Annotated in this window: 19 protein-coding genes and 1 tRNA gene; 11 read left to right on the forward strand and 9 right to left on the reverse strand. The window is 61.6% G+C overall.

Annotated features, from left to right (window positions below):
* Positions 1-5: 5 nt before the first annotated feature.
* Positions 6-1,304, forward strand: coding sequence for an adenylosuccinate synthase (locus ASE60_RS27240; protein ID WP_057254708.1), 1,299 nt, complete (start codon positions 6-8; stop codon positions 1,302-1,304).
* 63 nt (positions 1,305-1,367) lie between these two features.
* Complete coding sequence (locus tag ASE60_RS27245; protein WP_057254709.1) at positions 1,368-3,683, forward strand: hypothetical protein; 2,316 nt, start codon at positions 1,368-1,370, stop codon at positions 3,681-3,683.
* A 116-nt stretch (positions 3,684-3,799) separates the two neighbouring features.
* Here ASE60_RS27245 and rpoH read toward each other — a convergent pair whose 3' ends face one another.
* Entirely contained in the window at positions 3,800-4,705 is a 906-nt protein-coding gene (rpoH, locus tag ASE60_RS27250; protein WP_057254710.1) for an RNA polymerase sigma factor RpoH, read from the reverse strand.
* A gap of 212 nt (positions 4,706-4,917) precedes the next feature.
* Positions 4,918-5,946, reverse strand: coding sequence for an RluA family pseudouridine synthase (locus ASE60_RS27255; RefSeq protein ID WP_057254838.1), 1,029 nt, complete (start codon positions 5,944-5,946; stop codon positions 4,918-4,920).
* Positions 5,947-5,974: 28 nt separating this feature from the next.
* Here ASE60_RS27255 and ASE60_RS27260 point away from each other — a divergent pair, with 28 nt between their 5' ends.
* Positions 5,975-6,358 carry a hypothetical protein gene (locus ASE60_RS27260; protein WP_057254711.1) on the forward strand — a complete coding sequence of 128 codons (384 nt, stop codon included), beginning with the start codon at positions 5,975-5,977 and terminating at the stop codon, positions 6,356-6,358.
* Between the two features lie 4 nt (positions 6,359-6,362).
* Complete coding sequence (locus tag ASE60_RS27265) at positions 6,363-7,199, forward strand: RNA methyltransferase (protein ID WP_057254712.1); 837 nt, start codon at positions 6,363-6,365, stop codon at positions 7,197-7,199.
* Positions 7,200-7,307: 108 nt separating this feature from the next.
* Here ASE60_RS27265 and ASE60_RS27270 read toward each other — a convergent pair whose 3' ends face one another.
* Together ASE60_RS27270 and ASE60_RS27275 are read right to left on the reverse strand one after the other, a co-directional pair.
* Positions 7,308-8,477 carry a hypothetical protein gene (locus ASE60_RS27270; protein WP_057254713.1) on the reverse strand — a complete coding sequence of 390 codons (1,170 nt, stop codon included), beginning with the start codon at positions 8,475-8,477 and terminating at the stop codon, positions 7,308-7,310.
* 264 nt (positions 8,478-8,741) lie between these two features.
* Positions 8,742-9,332, reverse strand: coding sequence for an EipA family protein (locus ASE60_RS27275; protein WP_057254714.1), 591 nt, complete (start codon positions 9,330-9,332; stop codon positions 8,742-8,744).
* A gap of 276 nt (positions 9,333-9,608) precedes the next feature.
* Here ASE60_RS27275 and ASE60_RS27280 point away from each other — a divergent pair, with 276 nt between their 5' ends.
* Positions 9,609-10,253: a histidine phosphotransferase family protein gene (locus tag ASE60_RS27280; RefSeq protein WP_057254715.1), complete on the forward strand. Its 645-nt coding sequence runs from the start codon at positions 9,609-9,611 to the stop codon at positions 10,251-10,253.
* A 259-nt stretch (positions 10,254-10,512) separates the two neighbouring features.
* A complete protein-coding gene (locus tag ASE60_RS27285; protein WP_057254716.1) occupies positions 10,513-10,875 on the forward strand; it encodes a response regulator in 363 nt (120 codons plus the stop codon).
* A 323-nt stretch (positions 10,876-11,198) separates the two neighbouring features.
* On the opposite strand, the gene ctrA is transcribed toward ASE60_RS27285, so the two are convergent.
* On the reverse strand, positions 11,199-11,900 hold the full coding sequence (ctrA, locus tag ASE60_RS27290) for a cell cycle two-component system response regulator CtrA (protein ID WP_025424706.1): 702 nt from the start codon (positions 11,898-11,900) through the stop codon (positions 11,199-11,201).
* Positions 11,901-12,341: 441 nt separating this feature from the next.
* Here ctrA and ASE60_RS27295 point away from each other — a divergent pair, with 441 nt between their 5' ends.
* Positions 12,342-12,692 (forward strand): flagellar export protein FliJ, encoded by a 351-nt coding sequence (locus ASE60_RS27295; RefSeq protein ID WP_057254717.1) that lies wholly within the window; start codon positions 12,342-12,344, stop codon positions 12,690-12,692.
* Between the two features lie 301 nt (positions 12,693-12,993).
* Here the strand turns inward: ASE60_RS27295 and ASE60_RS27300 are convergent, their stop codons facing one another.
* Together ASE60_RS27300 and ASE60_RS27305 are read right to left on the reverse strand one after the other, a co-directional pair.
* A complete protein-coding gene (locus ASE60_RS27300) occupies positions 12,994-13,275 on the reverse strand; it encodes a GNAT family N-acetyltransferase (protein ID WP_057254718.1) in 282 nt (93 codons plus the stop codon).
* 204 nt (positions 13,276-13,479) lie between these two features.
* Positions 13,480-13,755 carry a DUF1153 domain-containing protein gene (locus ASE60_RS27305; protein WP_003527546.1) on the reverse strand — a complete coding sequence of 92 codons (276 nt, stop codon included), beginning with the start codon at positions 13,753-13,755 and terminating at the stop codon, positions 13,480-13,482.
* Positions 13,756-14,235: 480 nt separating this feature from the next.
* On the opposite strand from ASE60_RS27305, the gene ASE60_RS27310 reads away from it, so the two are divergent.
* The 3 genes from ASE60_RS27310 to ASE60_RS27320 all read left to right on the forward strand — a co-directional run bounded on the left by ASE60_RS27310 (position 14,236) and on the right by ASE60_RS27320 (position 16,746).
* On the forward strand, positions 14,236-14,985 hold the full coding sequence (locus ASE60_RS27310; protein WP_057254719.1) for a LuxR family transcriptional regulator: 750 nt from the start codon (positions 14,236-14,238) through the stop codon (positions 14,983-14,985).
* Between the two features lie 319 nt (positions 14,986-15,304).
* Positions 15,305-16,534, forward strand: a complete 1,230-nt coding sequence (gene mnmA / locus ASE60_RS27315) for a tRNA 2-thiouridine(34) synthase MnmA (protein WP_057254720.1) — start codon at positions 15,305-15,307, stop codon at positions 16,532-16,534.
* Between the two features lie 135 nt (positions 16,535-16,669).
* Positions 16,670-16,746 (forward strand) — tRNA-Met (locus ASE60_RS27320).
* A gap of 210 nt (positions 16,747-16,956) precedes the next feature.
* On the opposite strand, the gene ASE60_RS27325 is transcribed toward ASE60_RS27320, so the two are convergent.
* The gene (locus ASE60_RS27325) at positions 16,957-17,322 is read right to left on the reverse strand and encodes a hypothetical protein (RefSeq protein ID WP_057254721.1); all 366 of its coding nucleotides are present in this window, start codon (positions 17,320-17,322) and stop codon (positions 16,957-16,959) included.
* A 233-nt stretch (positions 17,323-17,555) separates the two neighbouring features.
* The gene (locus ASE60_RS34920) at positions 17,556-17,714 is read right to left on the reverse strand and encodes a hypothetical protein (protein WP_156414732.1); all 159 of its coding nucleotides are present in this window, start codon (positions 17,712-17,714) and stop codon (positions 17,556-17,558) included.
* A gap of 315 nt (positions 17,715-18,029) precedes the next feature.
* Between ASE60_RS34920 and ASE60_RS27330 the strand changes: the two genes are divergently transcribed.
* Positions 18,030-18,470: an acetyltransferase gene (locus tag ASE60_RS27330; protein WP_057254722.1), complete on the forward strand. Its 441-nt coding sequence runs from the start codon at positions 18,030-18,032 to the stop codon at positions 18,468-18,470.
* Positions 18,471-18,474 lie beyond the last annotated feature (4 nt).

Genomic DNA, 18,474 nt, shown 5'->3' on the forward strand with positions numbered 1-18,474 from the left:
GAATTATGACGAATGTCGTAGTGGTCGGCTCCCAATGGGGTGACGAAGGCAAAGGCAAGATTGTGGATTGGCTCTCCGAGCGCGCGGATATCGTCGTGCGCTTTCAGGGCGGACACAATGCCGGCCATACGCTGGTAATCGACGGCGTCAGCTACAAGCTGTCGCTCCTGCCTTCCGGCGTCGTGCGTCCCGGCAAGCTCGCCGTCATCGGCAATGGCGTCGTCATCGACCCGCACGCGCTGATCGCCGAAATCGACAAGCTCGGCAAGCAGGGCATCGCGATCACGCCGGACAACCTGCGCATCGCCGACAATGCCACGCTGATCCTGTCGCTGCACCGCGAGCTCGATGGCATCCGCGAAGATGCGGCCTCCAACAGCGGCACGAAGATCGGCACCACGCGCCGCGGCATCGGCCCGGCCTACGAAGACAAGGTCGGCCGCCGCGCGATCCGTGTGATGGACCTCGCCGATCTCGATACCCTGCCGGCCAAGGTCGATCGCCTGCTGACCCACCACAATGCGCTGCGCCGTGGTCTCGGTGAAGCGGAGATCAGCCACGAGGCGATCATGCAGGAGCTTTCTTCTGTTGCCGCCAAGGTGCTGCCGTTCATGGACACCGTCTGGGTGCTGCTCGACAAGGCCCGCCGCAAGGGCGCGCGAATCCTGTTCGAAGGCGCGCAGGGCACGCTGCTCGACATCGACCACGGCACCTATCCGTTCGTCACCTCGTCGAACACGGTTGCCGGCCAGGCTGCTGCCGGCTCGGGAATGGGCCCGGGTTCTCTCGGCTATATCCTCGGCATCACCAAGGCCTATACGACGCGCGTCGGTGAGGGCCCGTTCCCGACCGAACTCACCGATGAAATCGGCCAGTTCCTCGGCGAAAAGGGCCATGAGTTCGGCACGGTCACGGGCCGCAAGCGCCGCTGCGGCTGGTTCGACGCGGCGCTGGTGCGCCAGTCCGTTGCCGCCAATGGCATCACCGGCATCGCGCTCACCAAGCTCGACGTGCTCGATGGTCTCGACGAACTGAAGATCTGCGTCGGTTATACTCTGGACGGACAGCAGATCGACCATCTGCCGGCAAGCCAAGCGCAGCAAGCTTCGGCAAAGCCAGTCTATATTACACTCGAAGGCTGGAAGGAATCGACGGTCGGCGCACGCAGCTGGGCGGAGCTTCCGGCGCAAGCGATCAAATACGTTCGCCAGGTGGAAGAACTGATCGGTGCGCCGGTTGCTCTTCTTTCGACCAGCCCCGAGCGGGACGACACAATACTTGTGACGGACCCCTTTGAGGACTAGTGTCGGCGAAATGACATTGCGTCGCGATCGCAACGACATACCTGGGCGTATGAGAAAGTACTAATGGCGGATTTTGTTGCAGTTATTCGCAGGACCGTTGACGGCCTGTCGGAAAACACCCCTGAAATGCGGGACAGGGTATACGAGAAGGCGCGCGCGGCCGTGCGCCGCCAACTCGAAAACATGAACCCGCGTCCGTCGGACGACATGATCAATCGCCAGTTGGCGAAACTCGAAAACGCCATCGTCGAGGTCGACAGCGAATATGCCGAAGCCTTGCCCGCGCTCGAAGAGACGGAGGTGGTGGAGGAAGCGACCGAAGCCGTAGCCGCCGAGTCGCCTGTCGAGGACGTCGTTTCTGAGCCCGAAGCGCAGCCCGAGCCGGTTGGTGAAAGCCAGCCGATTGCGGTTGCCGAGGAAGCGGCTCCGGAGGCGGAAAGCACTGCGGCACCTGACCACGATGCTGCGGTTCACGAAGTACCGGCACCGTATACGGAACACTACGTCGAAGCCGCAGAGGTAGCGCCGGCAGAGCGGGTTGCGGAAGAGCCGGTTGCCGAACATGTCGAAGCGACCGAGGCTCCGGTAGAGGAGCCGAGCGCCCCCGTCGTCGAAGAGCCGCAGGCGGATGCCCCGGTTTACGAGGCTGCGGAATATTCGGAGCCAGCTCCGGTCGAGAGCTATGAAGAGACCGTCGCTCCCCCGTCGATAGACGAGGAAGCCCGGTCTGTCGAAGAACCGACATGGGATGATGTTCCGGCAGTGGCCGCCGAAGAAAAGTCGGCCGCCTCGGAATGGGAGCTGCCGGAATGGGAGACCGCCTCTCCCGTAGCAAAGCACGCCGCTCCCACGGACCAGCAGGTCGGCGAAGAAGAGCCGGCCCATACCCCCGAGCTTCTTGGCATGCATCCGGTGGAAGAGCTGCAGCAGCATGCGCCGGCGGAGACCCCGAGGGCCGAAGCAGAGCTTCCCAAGGTTGACACCGCGCGCAACTGGTCGTTCGACGACAACGATCCCTTTGCGCCTTTGGAGGAACGGCGAACCGAAAAGAGCGCTGAGCCGGAGATTGCCGATTGGTCCTGGCCGGTCGAGAAGACCGGACAGACGGCCTCGACCGATACCCCTCAGAGCCAGCAAGATCGTGCAGGCACGGCTTGGGATCACATCGACGACCTGCTCGGTTTCGAAGGTGCCACTGCTGCGGCGACGGCGGGTGCAGCAGCATCGACGGCTGCGCGTGAGCCGGAGCGTGGCGCTGAGGCACCGGCGCCCGCGGCATCGCGGCCGGCATCTTACCGGGCCACCCCGAAGCCATCGCGCTTCAGCATCAAGCGCCTCGCCGTCGCTGCAGTCATTTTGCTGGCGCTTGGTGGCGGCGGCTTCGCCTACTGGCAGAACCGGGAAGCCGGCAATGCCTGGCTTTCGGGCATCGTGGCATCGGTCACCTCGGCCGTTTCAAACATCGGTGGATCGCCGGCACAAGAGGGCGCTCCGCCGGCGGAAACCCAGGGAGAATCGACGCAGCAGGAACCGGCACGGCACGACGACACGGCGGTCCCGGACAACAGCTCGACCAAGTTCACCCAACGCCTTCTTGGTGACGGCTCGGAAGTCGACAATGGACCTGCCACCGCAAGCGGCGAGAGCGCCGCGCAGGAAGGCAAGTCCGTGGCACAGCAGACAGAGGCGAGCAAGCCCGTCGAAACGGCCACTGCCCAAGGTGGAACGGCCGGACAGGCTGCAGGCACGCCGCCTGCGGGCCAGCAGACCGGTGGTCAGCCGACGACGCCGGAGATTGCGATCGCCAATGGCGAGAAGATGTTCCTCTACGAAGAGCGTCTCGGCCAGTCTTCGCCGACGGCCATTCCGGGAACCGTTGCGTGGTCGGTAAAGGAAGAATCGCCTGGTGGCGACGCCAAGCCTGAACCGGCCATCCAGGCGCAGATCACCATTCCGGACCGGGGTCTGACCGCGTTGATGACGATCAAGCGCAACGCCGACGAGTCCTTGCCGGCCAGCCATGTCGTCGAATTCGTCTTCTCGCTGCCGCCGAACTTCGAAGGCGGCGCGATCGACAGCGTTCAGCGCGTTTCGATGAAGCGTACGGAGCAGGATCGCGGCGATGCGCTGATTGCGGTTCCGGCCAAGATCACCGACGATTTCCATATGATCGCGCTCAACGATTCGAAGGACGCGATCGGCAACAACACCGAACTGCTGCGCAGCCGGAGTTGGATCGACATTCCGCTGACCTACAGGAACGGGCGCCGCGCACTGCTGACGCTGGAGAAGGGGCCGAGCGGAACCGACGCCTTCAACCAGGCGATGCGCGCTTGGACGGCCGCACCGGCAACGGACGCGGCGACCAACAGCCAGTAAGCAAGCGCGGTCGGACAGGACAAAGAAAACCCGGCAGGAGCGATCCGCCGGGTTTTTCATTTGGCTTTTATCGATGACGGGCAACCGTAGCGCCCGGAAACCGCGAAGAGCGTTTATTATGCGCCCTCGACGACCCGCAATGCATTGGCGCGCTCGAGAGCGGCCTTGCGCACGGCGTCCTGGACCTTCTCGAAGGCACGGACCTCGATCTGCCGCACGCGCTCGCGGCTGATGTCGAACTCGGCCGAAAGATCCTCGAGCGTCAGCGGCTCTTCGGTCAGGCGGCGTGCCTCGAAGATGCGGCGCTCGCGGTCGTTCAGCACTTTCATCGCATTGGCGAGCAACGCCCTGCGGTTTTCAAGCTCGTCCTGTTCGATCAGGATTTCTTCCTGGTTGTCGTGATCGTCGACAAGCCAATCCTGCCACTGGCCGGAGTCGCCTTCGCTCGCCTTGATGGGCGCGTTGAGGGAAGCGTCGCCGGAGAGGCGGCGGTTCATCGAAACCACTTCATCCTCGCTCACCTTGAGCGTGGTGGCGATTTCCTTGACTTGTTCGGGCTTCAGATCGCCCTCGTCGAGCGCCTGGATCTTGCCCTTGAGGCGACGCAGGTTGAAGAACAGCCGCTTCTGGTTGGCGGTCGTGCCCATTTTCACCAGCGACCACGAGCGCAGGATATATTCCTGGATCGCCGCCTTGATCCACCACATCGCGTAGGTGGCAAGGCGGAAGCCGCGATCGGGCTCGAACTTCTTGACGGCCTGCATCAAGCCGACATTGCCTTCGGATACGACTTCGCCGATCGGCAGGCCGTAGCCGCGATAGCCCATCGCGATCTTGGCGACGAGGCGAAGGTGGCTGGTGACCAGCTTGTGCGCTGCTTTGCGGTCGTCATGCTCCTGGTACCGCTTGGCGAGCATGTACTCTTCCTGCGGTTCCAGCATCGGAAACTTGCGGATTTCGTCGAGATAGCGATTGAGGCCGCCTTCTCCAGCGGCAATGGTCGGCAAATTGTTTCGGGCCATATGAAGCACCCCCCTTTGTCGTCTCCGGCCTCCGGTCGGCAAGCCGGGCATGTGGGTCTTCGTCAAGACCCCACGAGCCTAGAAAATAAGTACGGCGAAAGCATGATTCAAGGAGTCCGGTTTCACCAATCTGTGACGCCGGGCGACAGAAATGTCACGAACAAAGACTGAGCCTTAAATTGGAATCCCGACACCGGAATTCAAGGGCACGATCACTCTTCGCTCCGCAGGGCCTCGATCAGTTGCTCCATGTCGACAGGCACCGGTGATTCGAAATGCATGGTCTCGCCGGTCGCCGGATGTTCGAACTGCAGCATGAAGGCGTGCAGGGCCTGGCGGTGAAATTGATTGACGACGACCCTGGCCGCATCCGGCAACAAGTTCGCCTTGGTGCGGAAGGCGGCGCCGTATTCCGGATCGCCGATCAGCGGATGGCCGATATGGGCCATGTGCACGCGGATCTGGTGCGTGCGCCCCGTTTCGAGGTGGCATTCCACCGTCGACGCCAGGCAGGTGCCATCGGGCTTTTCGAGATAACGCTCGACGACCTCGTAGTGGGTGATGGCTTCGCGGGCGTCGTCGCTGTCTTCGCGCTTGACCGCGCGTTTCGTCCGGTCGACGGCACGCCCGAGTGGGGCGTCGATCGTTCCCTTCAGCTGCCGCGGGCGGCCCCAGACGACGGCCCGATAGGCGCGTTCGAGCGGGCCGGTGCGGCCGTGGTCGGCAAACTGCTCCGAGAGGTGGCGGTGCGCGGCATCGTTCTTGGCGACAACCATGACGCCGCTCGTCTCCTTGTCGAGGCGATGGACGATGCCCGGGCGCTTGACGCCGCCGATGCCCGACAGGCTGCTGCCGCAATGATGGATGAGCGCATTGACCAGCGTACCGGTCCAGTTGCCGGCGCCGGGATGAACGACGAGGCCGGCTGGCTTGCAAAGCACGATCAGGTCGTCGTCTTCGTAGAGCACGTCGAGCGAGATGTCTTCGCCCTTCGGCTCCGGATCTTCCGGTTCGGGCAGGTCGATCTCGAAGACATCGCCGGGATGGACCTTCTTCTTCGCTTCGGTCACCGCCTTGCCGTTGATCGACACCGCTCCCTGTGCGATCAGGCCCTTGATCCGGTTGCGGGAGAATTCACCCGAAAGTGCGTCCGTCAGGAAGGAATCCAGGCGTCCCGCGGCATCCTCGCCCGCCGTCAGGACTTTCCTATTGGCCGTCGCTTGTTTAAAGGGGTCGTTCATTCCGTTCAAATCCGAAAAAAGGCCAACCATGACCGCAATCGAGCCCGATGACCAGGAAGACAAGCCGCTAGATCCGGCCATGGAAAATGTCCGCCGCAAGATGGTGAAGCTTCAGCTCGTCTCGGCCGGCGTCATGTTGGTCATGCTTATGGCCGTCCTTGGGACGATTGTCTACAAGCTGACGCGCACGGACGCGAAGGCGCCCGTTCAGGCCGCCACTGCCGTCGTTCCGAGCGAAGCGCCGGTCAATGCGGTCGCAGCACTGCCCGCCGGCTTCACCGTCACGAACGTGGCGCTCTCCGGCTCCCAGGTGCTCTTCTACGGCAACCTGCCGGGATCGGAGCCGCGCGCCATCGTGTTCGATATCGGCGCCGGCCGCATCGTCGCCGACATCACCGTCAGGACCAACTGACGGCATGGCGAGCGCCCTCCCGCCCGTCCAGCGCATCGACGACGCCGCCGATCCCAGGATTGCCGGCTTCGTTTCGATCAAGGAGCGCGACCTGACGGGACGGCAGGGCCGCTTCATCGCCGAAGGCACGGTCGTGCTGCGCATGCTGGCGGCTGCGCATCAAAGCGGGCGCGGCTTTGCCGCCGAGGCGATCCTGCTGCTCGAAAACCGTCTCGCCGGCGTTCAGGAAATCCTCGAACGATTTCCGTCGACGGTGCCCGTCTATGTGGCGAACGCGCAGGTGTTCGATGCGATCGCCGGCTTCAACATGCACCGGGGCGTGCTTGCGCTCGGTCGCCGCGAAGGCGCGCCCGGCCGCGACGCCTTGATCGCGTCGCTGCCGGCGTCGAGCCTCGTGCTGGCGGCCTGCGGCATCTCCAATCACGACAACATGGGGGCGCTTTTCCGCAACGCTGCGGCCTTCGGGGTCGATGCCGTGCTGATGGACGAGACGAGCTGCGACCCGATGTATCGCAAGGCGATCCGCGTCTCCGTGGGCTCGGTGCTGACGGTGCCCTTTGTGCGCGAAGGCTCGGTGGCCGCGATGCTGGAGCGGCTGCAGCAGACGGGCTTTGCGATCTGGGGGCTCTCTCCCGCCGGAGAAACCGATCTTGGCGCGATCCCCCCGGCGGCGCGTACGGCACTTCTCATGGGGACCGAAGGGGAGGGGTTGCCGCAATCCGTGCTGACCTCGATCCGCACGGCGCGAATCCGCCAGCGTCCGGGCCTCGATAGCCTCAACGTCTCGACGGCGGCCGGCATTGCCCTGCACCAGGTGGCGCTGATCAACGGCCGCATCTGACACTCAAGGTTCCCAGGCTTTCCGGTGACAGCAGGAAATGGCTCGATCCCGTGACCTGGTGACCGGCGCGTGCGCCAAAGGCGTCAATGGTCTGCCCGGCCAACGGCTCTATTCGCGCGGCAGAATGTCCTTCGCCCGCTTCGCCAAACTCTCCCGCTTGGCTGCGCCTTGCTCTTGCTCTTCACCTGCCAGCAGATTGAGGATGGGGGAGGAGGGGCCTTCGTTCGTCGCCGTCAACGCAACCATGCCGGCGGCAATTGCCGCAACCTCGTCGCGCAGAGCGTCGTCATGGGCGGCGGATTTCGAATTGGTCAGGCGTTCCGAAAGCGCGGTGGCGCGGTTGCGCAGATCATCGGCGGCTGCAGAACCAGCAATCTCGCTGGCCGGCTGATCGGGCGGGGATACGGAACCGTTGGCAGCCTGTTCGGTGGCCGGCCGGCGTTCCTTCCTCAGCGGGAAGGCGATGCCCGCGGCGCGCAGGGCCTTGGCTGCATCGCGCATTTCCTGATTGGTATCCTTCACCTTGGTCTTCAACCGTTCGATTTCTCCCGCGCGCCGCTCGAGTGCGCTTTCGCGGTCGGCGCTGGTTGCCATCTCGCGCGCCAGCTTGTCTTCCAGCCGGTGTAGCCGCGTTTCGTCGCGAGAGAGGCGAATCTCCATTTCCTTGGCATGGGTCGTCTCGGCCTTGAGATCGCCACGCAGGGCTTCGCGCTCGTCGCGCAGCGTGGCTATCCGGCTCTTCAGATGCTCGACCTCGGTCTCGCGCGCCACCAGGGTGATCCTGAGATTGTCGATTTCGGCGGCATGCTGGGCGAGGTGGACGCCGAGCTTCTGTATCTCGTCGGATTTTCCGGCATTGTCGCGCTCGACGCTGTCGAGCGTTGCCTTCATCCGTTCCAGGCGCTGCTCGAATTGCCGGATGGCAGAGCGCATGTCCGCCGCTTCGACGTTCATGTCGGCAAGCTGCGCATGCAGGTCGGCATTCTCGCCGCCAAGGCGCCGCGCCTCGTGCAAACTCTTCTCGTTGGCAAGCATCAGCGACACGCCCTTGTCGCGTTCGCGCTTCAGGGCTTGCTGCGTGCGGGCGTTTTCAGCGGCGTAAGCGGCCCGGGCAGCGTCCTTCTGTGCGCGCACCTCCTGCGGGCTGAGCGGCATGGTCGCCTTCAGTCGGTCTTCGGCAAAGCGCACGATGCGGCGGTGGATCGCCGGTGCGACCAGCAGACCGATGATGATCGCCGTCAGAAAGCCCAGGGCAAAGAGAAGCGCGAATTGGATCACGAGCTGGCCGTTTCAAAACTGTACCGGAACCGGAGTGGCTGCCGGACCTCGCGGTGCGGCAGGCACTCCTTAATTCCGCATTCTTGCACTAAACATGACGTTTCGTGCGCTGCAAGTCTCCGGCGCGGGATTTTGCCTGCGCCGACCCGACTACAGCGACCTTCGCGCGCTCTTTAGACGCGCGAAGGTCGCTGTAGCATTTTAGATCTGCTGCATAATTTTGCCCTTATATCGATGCCGATTTAAGGAATAATGCAGCTGACCTCAGAAGGGGTTCCAGGTGGGTGTTTGGGTCATCTTGAGGTAGCCGACATTGACGCCGAGCCGCGCGCCGATGCCGGTGCGGATCGGAACGACGACGATCTGTTCGTCGGTCAGCACCGTCATGCCGACGCCAGCGACGACGTAGGCCGAACCGGAGACGCCGCCGAAGCGCTTGTAGAGTGCCGGCACGCTCGGCAGATTGTAGACGAGCATCATGGCGCGGCTGCCCTGGCCGCCCCAGTCGATGCCGAGTGACGGACCCTGCCAGAAGACGCTGTGCTGGCCGGCGTTCTTGGTGTTGAGTTCGCCTTCGCCATAGGTGAGACCGGCGATGAATGCGCCGGAGCCTTCCTGGCCGAGAATGTAGCCGTTCGGCAGGCCGTAGCGCTCGAAGGCGCGTTCGACGACCTTCGCCAAGCCGCCCGAAGTTTCGCCGAAGAAACCGTGACCGGCATCGACGATTTCCTGCATCGTGTATTGGCTGTTGTTCGCAGACTGGGCATGCGCCGTCGTTTGGGCAGCAGCGACCAGGAACAGCGTGGCCAGGACAACACGGCAGGCCTGTGTGGCTGCCTTCATGATCTGATGCATCGTTTCCTCCGTCAGGCGCGAAAATTGCTCGCTTGCGGGTTTGCAGCGGCCGCCAGTCAGACCACTGTGCGACCAGTGAGGGGGCTGGACCATTTCCATGCAATTTGAACCGATGGTCTTAACAATCGGTTTACCAAATGTGGTGTCATTATGATCCACTGATGAACGGCTGCGCCGGGCAGCCCATGACTTGCGTCTTTTCGCGTGAGGCTTTACCGGCGTCACGATGGCGCGTGCCCCCAAGCGGCGGGCCGGCGGAACCAACAAGGATACACGATGGCAACGAATCCGAACCTGACACTGACGGGACCCGATCTGGCCGCGCTTCTGTGCAGCCGGGTTTGCCACGACATCATCTCGCCGGTCGGTGCCATCAACAACGGCCTGGAACTGCTGGATGAGGGCGGCGCCGACGCCGATGCGATGGACCTGATCCGGACGAGCGCGCTCAACGCCTCGGTCCGCCTGAAATTCGCCCGCCTCGCATTCGGCGCATCCGGCTCGGTCGGTGCCTCGATCGACACCGGTGAAGCGGAGAAGGCGGCCAAGGATTTCGCGGCTGCCGAAAAGAAGACCGAGGTCAACTGGCACGGCCCGCGCGCGATCATCGCCAAGAACCGGGTCAAGCTGCTCCTGAACCTCTTCCTCATCGCCTATGGGGCGATCCCGCGCGGCGGTTCGATCGACGTCACGCTGGAGAACCCGGAATTCGACGCCGTCTTCACCCTGGTCGCGAAGGGCCGCATGATGCGCGTACCGCCGAGGCTGACGGAATTGCTGTCCGGTACGCCGGAGGAAGCGGTCGACGCGCATTCGATCCAGCCTTACTACACTGTGCTGCTCGGCGAGGAAGCCGGCATGACGATCGAGGTTGCATCGACCGGTGAAGAGATCATCTTCACCACCCGCGTTGCAGCCTGAGGTTTCATTTCCCGCCTGCAATCATTCTATTCAAAGTCCTTAAAACGTGCGGTCCCGCGCTTCGGCGTGGGGCCGCACATGTGCGTCATGTTTCTTTCTGCTTGCGTCCATTTCTGGAAAACTTAATGTTTTCAGATGGTTGATGCGGCGAAGAAAGGCGCTATTAAGCAAACTCCGTAACGAATTCTTTCCCAAATTTGTATAGAGTTGTTTCAAGCCTGCGAGTACGCGTATAGGTAAGTTGCGAAGGGAGTTGGACATGCGGCGCTTGATGATTGCCGACGGCTCGGATGTCGTCCGGAAAGTTGGGAAACGTATCCTGTCCGGCATGGGCTTCATGGTTTACGAGGCATCGAACAGCCTCGAGGCGCTTGTCCGCTGCGAAGCCGAACTCCCGAACATCCTGGTCATCGACGCCGGGCTGGAAGGCGCGCTCGAACTCATCGGCAACATCCGGCGGCTCCCGAACGGCCCTTCGGTGCGGATCTATTACTGCGTCGTCGAGGCGGATCTGAAGAAGATGATGGCCGGCAAGCGGGCCGGCGCCGACGACTTCCTGCTGAAGCCTTTCGACCGCAAGATCCTGACCAGTGTTTTCGCAAGCCAGTCGATGGCGGCCTGAGCACTCACGCGCACATATTCCGGATGAGATGAAAGCCGTGGCCACTGCCGCGGCTTTTGCGTGTTTGCCGCCGGCCGTTGGTTCTTCATGCGCGCGAAGGGGCTGCGCCTTTTGAGGGGGAGCGGCGTGAGATATGGCTACTTGCATCTTTCCTTTAATCGTAGCCGATTAAAGGAAAGATGCAGTGAATTAAATTGCTACAGCGACCTTTGCGCGCCTGATAAGACGCGCGGCGCTGTAGAAGCGACAAAACCCGCTCGTGGCGGGTTTTGTGAACACTCTGGGCCCGCATCATGCGGGGGGCATGCAGGCCCTTGCGGGTATCAGGCGGTTTCGGCGTACTCGGCGCCATCCGGCTCGCGCAGCACGTAGCCGCGGCCCCAGACGGTCTCGATGTAGTTGGCGCCGCCGGCAGCGTTTGCAAGCTTCTTGCGCAGCTTGCAGATGAAGACGTCGATGATCTTCAGTTCCGGCTCGTCCATGCCGCCATAAAGGTGGTTCAGGAACATTTCCTTGGTCAGCGTCGTGCCCTTGCGCAGCGAAAGCAGCTCGAGCATCTGGTATTCCTTGCCGGTCAGGTGGACGCGCTGTCCGCCGACTTCGACCGTCTTGGCATCCAGGTTGACGATCAGCTCGCCGGTGGAGATGACCGACTGGGCATGACCCTTGGAACGACGGACGATGGCGTGAATACGGGCGACCAGCTCATCCTTGTGGAAGGGCTTGGTCATGTAGTCGTCGGCGCCGAAGCCTAGGCCGCGGACCTTGTCTTCGATGCCGGCCATGCCCGAGAGAATCAGGATCGGGGTCTTCACCTTGGAAAGGCGCAGCGTTCTCAAGACTTCATAGCCGGACATATCCGGCAGGTTGAGGTCGAGAAGGATGATGTCATAGTCATAAAGTTTGCCGAGATCGACGCCTTCTTCACCGAGGTCGGTGGTGTAGACATTGAAACTCTCGGACTTGAGCATCAGCTCAATGCTCTGAGCCGTTGCACTATCGTCTTCGATTAATAGAACCCGCATATTCTTCCCCTTTTCCGCCGCCCAAGGTCGTCGTGGCACCCTTACGCGATACGGATCCAGTCGTTGCCTGATTTGGAGGCTGCCACCAAATGGTTAACAAATTCTGATTCCCTCTGGCAAGGTGTATCGAGTTTGTTAAATATTTTTACCAGTCTCCTGATTTCCAACGTGAATCCAGAACGGCTAATCTCATGTGAAACATGAGGAAATGCCACTATCTGACTCTTCCGACTCGTTAATGCCAGGGCGGTCACATTTCGTGCCTCAGCATTTACGGAGCCTTAAATCATCACGCCTATGATTAACGATGCCCGTAAACGAAAGGTTACCAGCGGTAGGCTTTTGTTAATATCGCTGAAGATTTTTCGTTTCCGGCCCCGTTCGGGCCGGCTCGCGGGCAAATCAGTAACCGGGGTCTCGTTATCCACGGGAGTATTGCGTATGAAAGCACGTGAGAGCCTTGTCCGCCTGAAGGAATTTCAGGTCCGCGAGAAGCAGCGTCAACTGAACCAGCTTCAGATGATGATGGCTGAGTTCGAACGGATGACCAAGGATCTGGAAAATCAGATTATTTTCGAGGAAAAGAAGTCGGGCATCTCCGATCCCCAGCACTTCGCCTATCCCACCTTCGCCAAGGCCGCACGTCAGAGAGCCGACAATCTTCAGGTTTCCATTCGCGAACTGAAGGCGCAGCAGGATGCTGCCGAGCTCGCGCTCGAAGAAGTGCAGGCTGAATACGCGAAGGCGGCGGCCCTCGAAGAGCGGGACACATCGACCCGCCTGCGGGCATAAGCTGCGGCTCTTGCGCCCCGATCGGGCGCAGCCGAACCGCAAGCCTTTGATCTAGCGGACGATTTGATCTCCAGGTCGATTCCGGTCCGGGGAATTTGTGCGCTGGTCAGGCGGGTAGCCCGTTTCGGGGCAGATATTTCCAGCCTTGTCGGGGCATGCGTCTGGCATGACCCGATCCGGCACGATCGTGACAAGACGAAGAGACCCGCCCGATGCCTTGGCGTTCGGGCGGGTCTTCTCATTTTGAGATCAGCGCAAGTCTGTTGAGATCAGGAGAGGCTTGCCGGCGCGCAGCCGTGTCTCATGCCTGGATGACATCCTGCCATTCGGGGTGCCGCATCGTCTGCGCCTTCATGAAAGGGCAGAGCGGAATGATCTTCCAGCCGCCTTTGCGGGCTTCCTCGATAGCGTGTTTGGCGAGCGCCTGGCCGACGCCCTTGCCGCGCAAGGCATCCGGAACAAGGGTGTGATCGACGATGATCAATTGCGGCGACGTGCGCGAATAGGTCATTTCCCCGGTATGCCCCTCGACAACGGTCGAGTAGCGGCCGTGCGATCCAGTTTCCTCGTGTAAGATTTCCATGACAGCCTTCCTTGGCGAACCGGGTTTCCTTGTCCGAAAGCTAGCGCAGAAATCCGGAAATCGAAATCCACCAAACCCGTGCCGCGGTACACAGACTGTTCCCGAAACAGCACCAATCCGCCTTTCACCGCGAGGCTGAAACGACGGCGGCGGCTCCGGGGAACCCGAAGCCGCCGCTCGACCTATGGCCCTGTAATGGGCGAACTAGTGGCGATACTGCTGGATGCGAGTGGTGCGCAGGCCGGCAAGACCATGATCGTTGATCGAGGACTGCCAGGACAGGAATTCTTCGACCGTGAGGGTATAGCGTTCGCACGCCTCCTCAAGGCTCAAAAGGCCACCGCGCACGGCGGCAACAACCTCTGCCTTGCGGCGTATCACCCAGCGCCGGGTATTCGCCGGCGGCAGATCCGCAATCGTCAGAGGGCTGCCATCGGGGCCGATGACATATTTTACACGTGGTCGCATCATTTCGGTCATGGGACTCTCTACACAAACTCAAGACCATATGACCGTGACCTTAGCCTGCCACATTTAACATTTGCCTAAGCAGGAAGTAACAATTTACTCATAATTTGAGACACTTCGGCGGGGCGCCATTTCGACCGCCCGCCCCACTCAATTCATGGGGCTGCGCGCCCTATGCTTGTGAATTGCTTTGAGAAGAGCCTGGATTATCCCGGAATTGTCATGGGAGCCATGCAATTACCACATTTCACTTTAACTAAAATTCTTGGTAACGAGGCGCCGAAATAAGGATGAGCGTCGTATGCGCGCTCCCGCAATCATTCTTGGTGCATCGTCATAGTTTTCACAACCGGACGCGTTTCTTGCGCGGACAGGCCGGTAGCGGCGGCTGTATTTGTTCGCCGGGGTGAACTTCATGCCTCAGGTGATCTGAGGCGTTTTTTGTATTCTCTCGACCGGGCGCGGTGGCGCCTGGGGATGTGGTGATCGCAGATGAAGGAATCGAATGAACCGGCCTTGCTGCGCGAGGCTGAAGCGGCGGATATTTTTTCGGACGTCGATACGGCTGCCGTCCGCACCGAATACGAACTTCTGCATCTCATGCGGCGACTGATCGCCCGCTATGGTTTTGGCCATTTCATGATCGCGCGCATGCCGCTCGCCGAACAGCAGCGCTTCTCCGAGCGGCTGGTGCTCAGCAACTGGCCGTCGGAGCTCGTCCGCCAATACGACGCCTGCGAAAGCTTCCAGTCGAGCACATTGGTCGAGCGGCTGCGGTTTACGAAGCTGCCGGTAACCGGCGGACCCGAGCTCCTCGATATCGCCGCAAAGCCGGTGGACGAGGCCATGGTGCACCGGCTGCTCGCTCACCCGGAGATGGCCCGCCATTTCGCCGTGCTCCTTCACACGAGCAATGGTGATCCCTTCATCGCCATGCTGTCCGGCCGCCGCGAGGCACCGGTCGGCGTCGAATGCGCGACACTCTATCTGACGCTGGTCCAGCTTTTCGAATGCCTCGAGCGTACCTTCGACACCGGCAATTCGGCGCGCGAGAAGCTCTCGAGCCGCGAGGTAGAATGCCTGCGCTGGGCGGCTGCGGGCAAAAGCAGCGACGAGATCGCCATCATCTTGGGCATCTCGACCTACACCGTCAGCAGCTACTTCAAGAGCGCGACCCGCAAGCTCGACGCCGTCAACCGCATGCAGGCGATCGCCCGCGCCATGCGGCTGAAGCTGATCTGAGCTGGCATGACGCGTCCCAATGGACGCGCGGCGCTGTCGGGTATGGCGGCCGGCCTTGCCGCCGGACGGACAAGTTTCTATATGTCGCGGAAATGAAAGTGCTGCGGCGACCTTTGCGCGTCTCATTGGACGCGCGGCGCCTACCGCATGTTTCCTTTAATCGTAGCCGATTAAAGGACAAAAACATGCAGCAACAAAGTGCTACAGCGACCCTTGCGCGTCTGATCAGACGCGCAAGGGTCGCTGTAGAAGCCGAGCATACCGTGAGCCGAGAGTTCCTCGGCCAAGCATCGCATGAAGCGTGAAACAGGGCCGGCGCATGGATTGCCGCCCGAAGGCCGGATTGGATCCCGTGAACAGTCTCGATTTTGACCGCAAGCCCGAAGATACGCGTGTCGTCGTCGCCATGTCCGGCGGCGTCGACAGTTCCGTCGTTGCTGGCCTGCTCAAACGCGAGGGCTACGACGTTCTCGGCATCACGCTGCAGCTTTACGATCACGGCGCTGCCGTGCACCGCGCCGGCTCTTGCTGCGCCGGCCAGGACATCGACGATGCCCGCCGCGTCTGCGAAACCCTCGGCATTCCGCACTATGTGCTCGACTACGAAGCGCGCTTCCGTGAAACGGTGATCAATCCGTTTGCCGAAAGCTATATCGCCGGCGAGACGCCGATCCCCTGCGTTGCCTGCAACCAGACGGTCAAGTTCGCCGACCTGCTTGCGACCGCCAAGGAGCTCGGCGCCGATGCGCTGGCGACCGGCCACTATATCCGCTCGCGCCCGAGCCCAAGCCCGCGCTATGCCGGCCAGCGGGCGCTTTACCGGCCGACCGATGCCGAGCGCGACCAGAGCTACTTCCTGTTTGCCACGACCCAGGAACAGATCGACTATCTGCGCTTTCCGCTCGGCGGCTATTCCAAGGCCGAAACGCGCAAGTTCGCCGAGGAGATGGGCCTCGTCGTCGCCCAGAAGGCCGACAGCCAGGACATCTGTTTCGTGCCGCAGGGCAAATACAGCGACATCGTCTCCAAGCTGAAGCCGAATGCAGCCCTTTCCGGCGAGATCGTTCATCTCGATGGCCGCGTGCTCGGCACGCACGAAGGTATCCTGCACTTCACCATCGGCCAGCGCCGCGGCATCGGCATCGCCACCGGCGAGCCGCTTTACGTGGTCTATCTCGACGCGCGCTCGCGCCGCGTCATCGTCGGCCCCAAGGAGGCGCTCGAAACCCGCCGCGTCTATCTGCGCGACGTCAACTGGCTGGGCGACGAGGACGTCGAAGTGGCGGCTGCGCGCGGCTTTGACTGTTTCGCCAAGGTGCGCTCCACCCGCCAGCCGGCGCCTGCCGTGCTGGCGACGGACGAGGAGGGCATCTATGTGGAGCTCGCCGAAGGCGAAGCCGGCATCGCGCCCGGCCAGGCCTGCGCGCTCTATTCCGGCGTCGGCGAGGATGCACGCGTCTATGGCGGCGGTTTCATTCGCAAATCGGAGCGCGAAGCGAGTGCCGAAGCGGCGTTGAAGGTGCTTCTTTCGGCGCCTGCGGCCGCCTGAAGCCCTTGATTTCCGGGCTGTTGTGAAAACTTCACATTTTCCCGGAGACTTGGCTTGACACTGCCCGGAAGCGGGCCGTATAAGCCGCCCGTCCAGTCAAGACGGCTTCTCCTTCGAAGCCCTGACGCGGTACCCGGCGGAGTAGCTCAGTAGGTTAGAGCAGAGGAATCATAATCCTTGTGTCGGGGGTTCGAATCCCTCCTCCGCTACCATTTCTCCAATTGTCCATACCTGAGACATAGGTAATCCCAGCGCGGAAAACGCACCCCCTGTGGCGGAGTTTTCGGGCTAGATTGGCGCGGCCGCCGCTTGCCGCCTTTTCTATTCTCCTTGTTGAAGCAAGGCCACGGCATTCGCCACGTGGTGCGATATACAGTGGTTTTCGTATGTAACGGAGCCCTGTCAGGGAGGGAACGCCGCCCTCAATGACGCGTTGGATTCAATGGCAACGTCAGTGCCGGCCCGCTTCTGACACCGAACTGCCTTCTGAATTGCCTCGACGCGCTGCCGTCGAAAAGCGACTGCGGCAGCGGTGAACCGATAGCCCATTTGTACTTCGCGTCCGAATCGTTGCTCAGCTTCTGGTGCATGATCGCGCTCAAGGGCAGGACATATTCCGGCTTGCGCAGGCCCTTCTCGGAGTTGCCCAGCCATGTCAGGACGACGAGGATTTCGCCGCCGAGTTCGAGTGCGTCCAATGCCAGCTGCTTCCCGCCGACGGATGCGCGGACCGCCTGTTCGTGCAGCTTGAAGGTGCTGAGCTTCAGCTCGTTTTGCGGATCTGCCATATTTGCCTCGGCCCCTTTGGGAACATTGATAGACGTCTGTTTCGAGCGTTCGATTCGCTCGATCGGCGTTGCCTATCATAATCTCTCCGGCCGTTCATGGGGCGGCTGATCGATGCAAAAAGGCGCCGCCATCATCGATGGTAGCGCCTACAGATCGTTTTGCTCGAAGGAGGTGCAGACGGAGGAAAGCCAGTTCGACACGCTGCCTGACTTTCGCGGCCGGAACGAGGGCCTTAGTAGTGGATCGACGAAGTGATGGTCGAGTAGTCAGGCAGGTTGATATCGGCGATTTCGGCCGCCCGATATTGGGACAGGGCGAAGTGCATGATGGCGATCACGGTGATCGAGAAGACCAGTACGGTGACGTTGACGCCGAAAGCGGTTTTGATCATGTCCGTGTCCTCCAAGCCCTGCGTTTGTTGACGTGTGTCGGTAGAAACCGTGACATAGAGACTATCGTGTGGCGTCAGCTGCGCTGTTCCCCGGGGAACATGAGATATGGTTACTGGAAACTTAATCGTCGTTGCCTGAAAAGCGCACCTGGCCGAACGGCTTGCGATCGGGGCGCCCTCAACTAGAGTGCGCGCGTCGTGCCGGATCGGATTCGGGACCGGACATCTTCACCATCTGGCGTCCTGTGCGCTGCTTTGGCCCGGGCCTGAGCGCGGCAATCCCATCGGCGCCTCGTTTTTCAAAGTGATTGTTGCATGACCATTTCCATTCGCCCCTCCCGTCCTGACGATTATCCGCGCACCTTCGAGATCTGGCGCGGCGCCGTGGTCGCCACGCACGACTTCCTGACGCCGGAGGACTTCGCTGCCATTGAGAGGATGGTTCGCGACCAGTATCTGCCGGCAGCCGAGTTCTGGATTGCGGCTGACGAAAACGATCAGGCGCTCGCCTTCATGGGCATGAGCGGGGCGCAGATCGACTCGCTCTTCGTTCACGCGGAGGCGCGCAGCAGTGGCGTCGGCCGGCGGCTCGTCGAGCATGCGATGACGCTGCATCCGGTGTTGACGGTAGACGTCAACGAGCAGAATGCCTCTGGGGCCGGGTTCTATCAGCGCCTGGGGTTCGAAGTGATTGGGCGTTCGCCGGTCGACGATGCCGGCCGGCCCTATCCCTTGCTGCATTTGCGCCGGGGTTGATTGG

Origin of the sequence: Ensifer sp. Root278, from assembly GCF_001429285.1 — a bacterium.
Lineage (GTDB): Bacteria > Pseudomonadota > Alphaproteobacteria > Rhizobiales > Rhizobiaceae > Ensifer.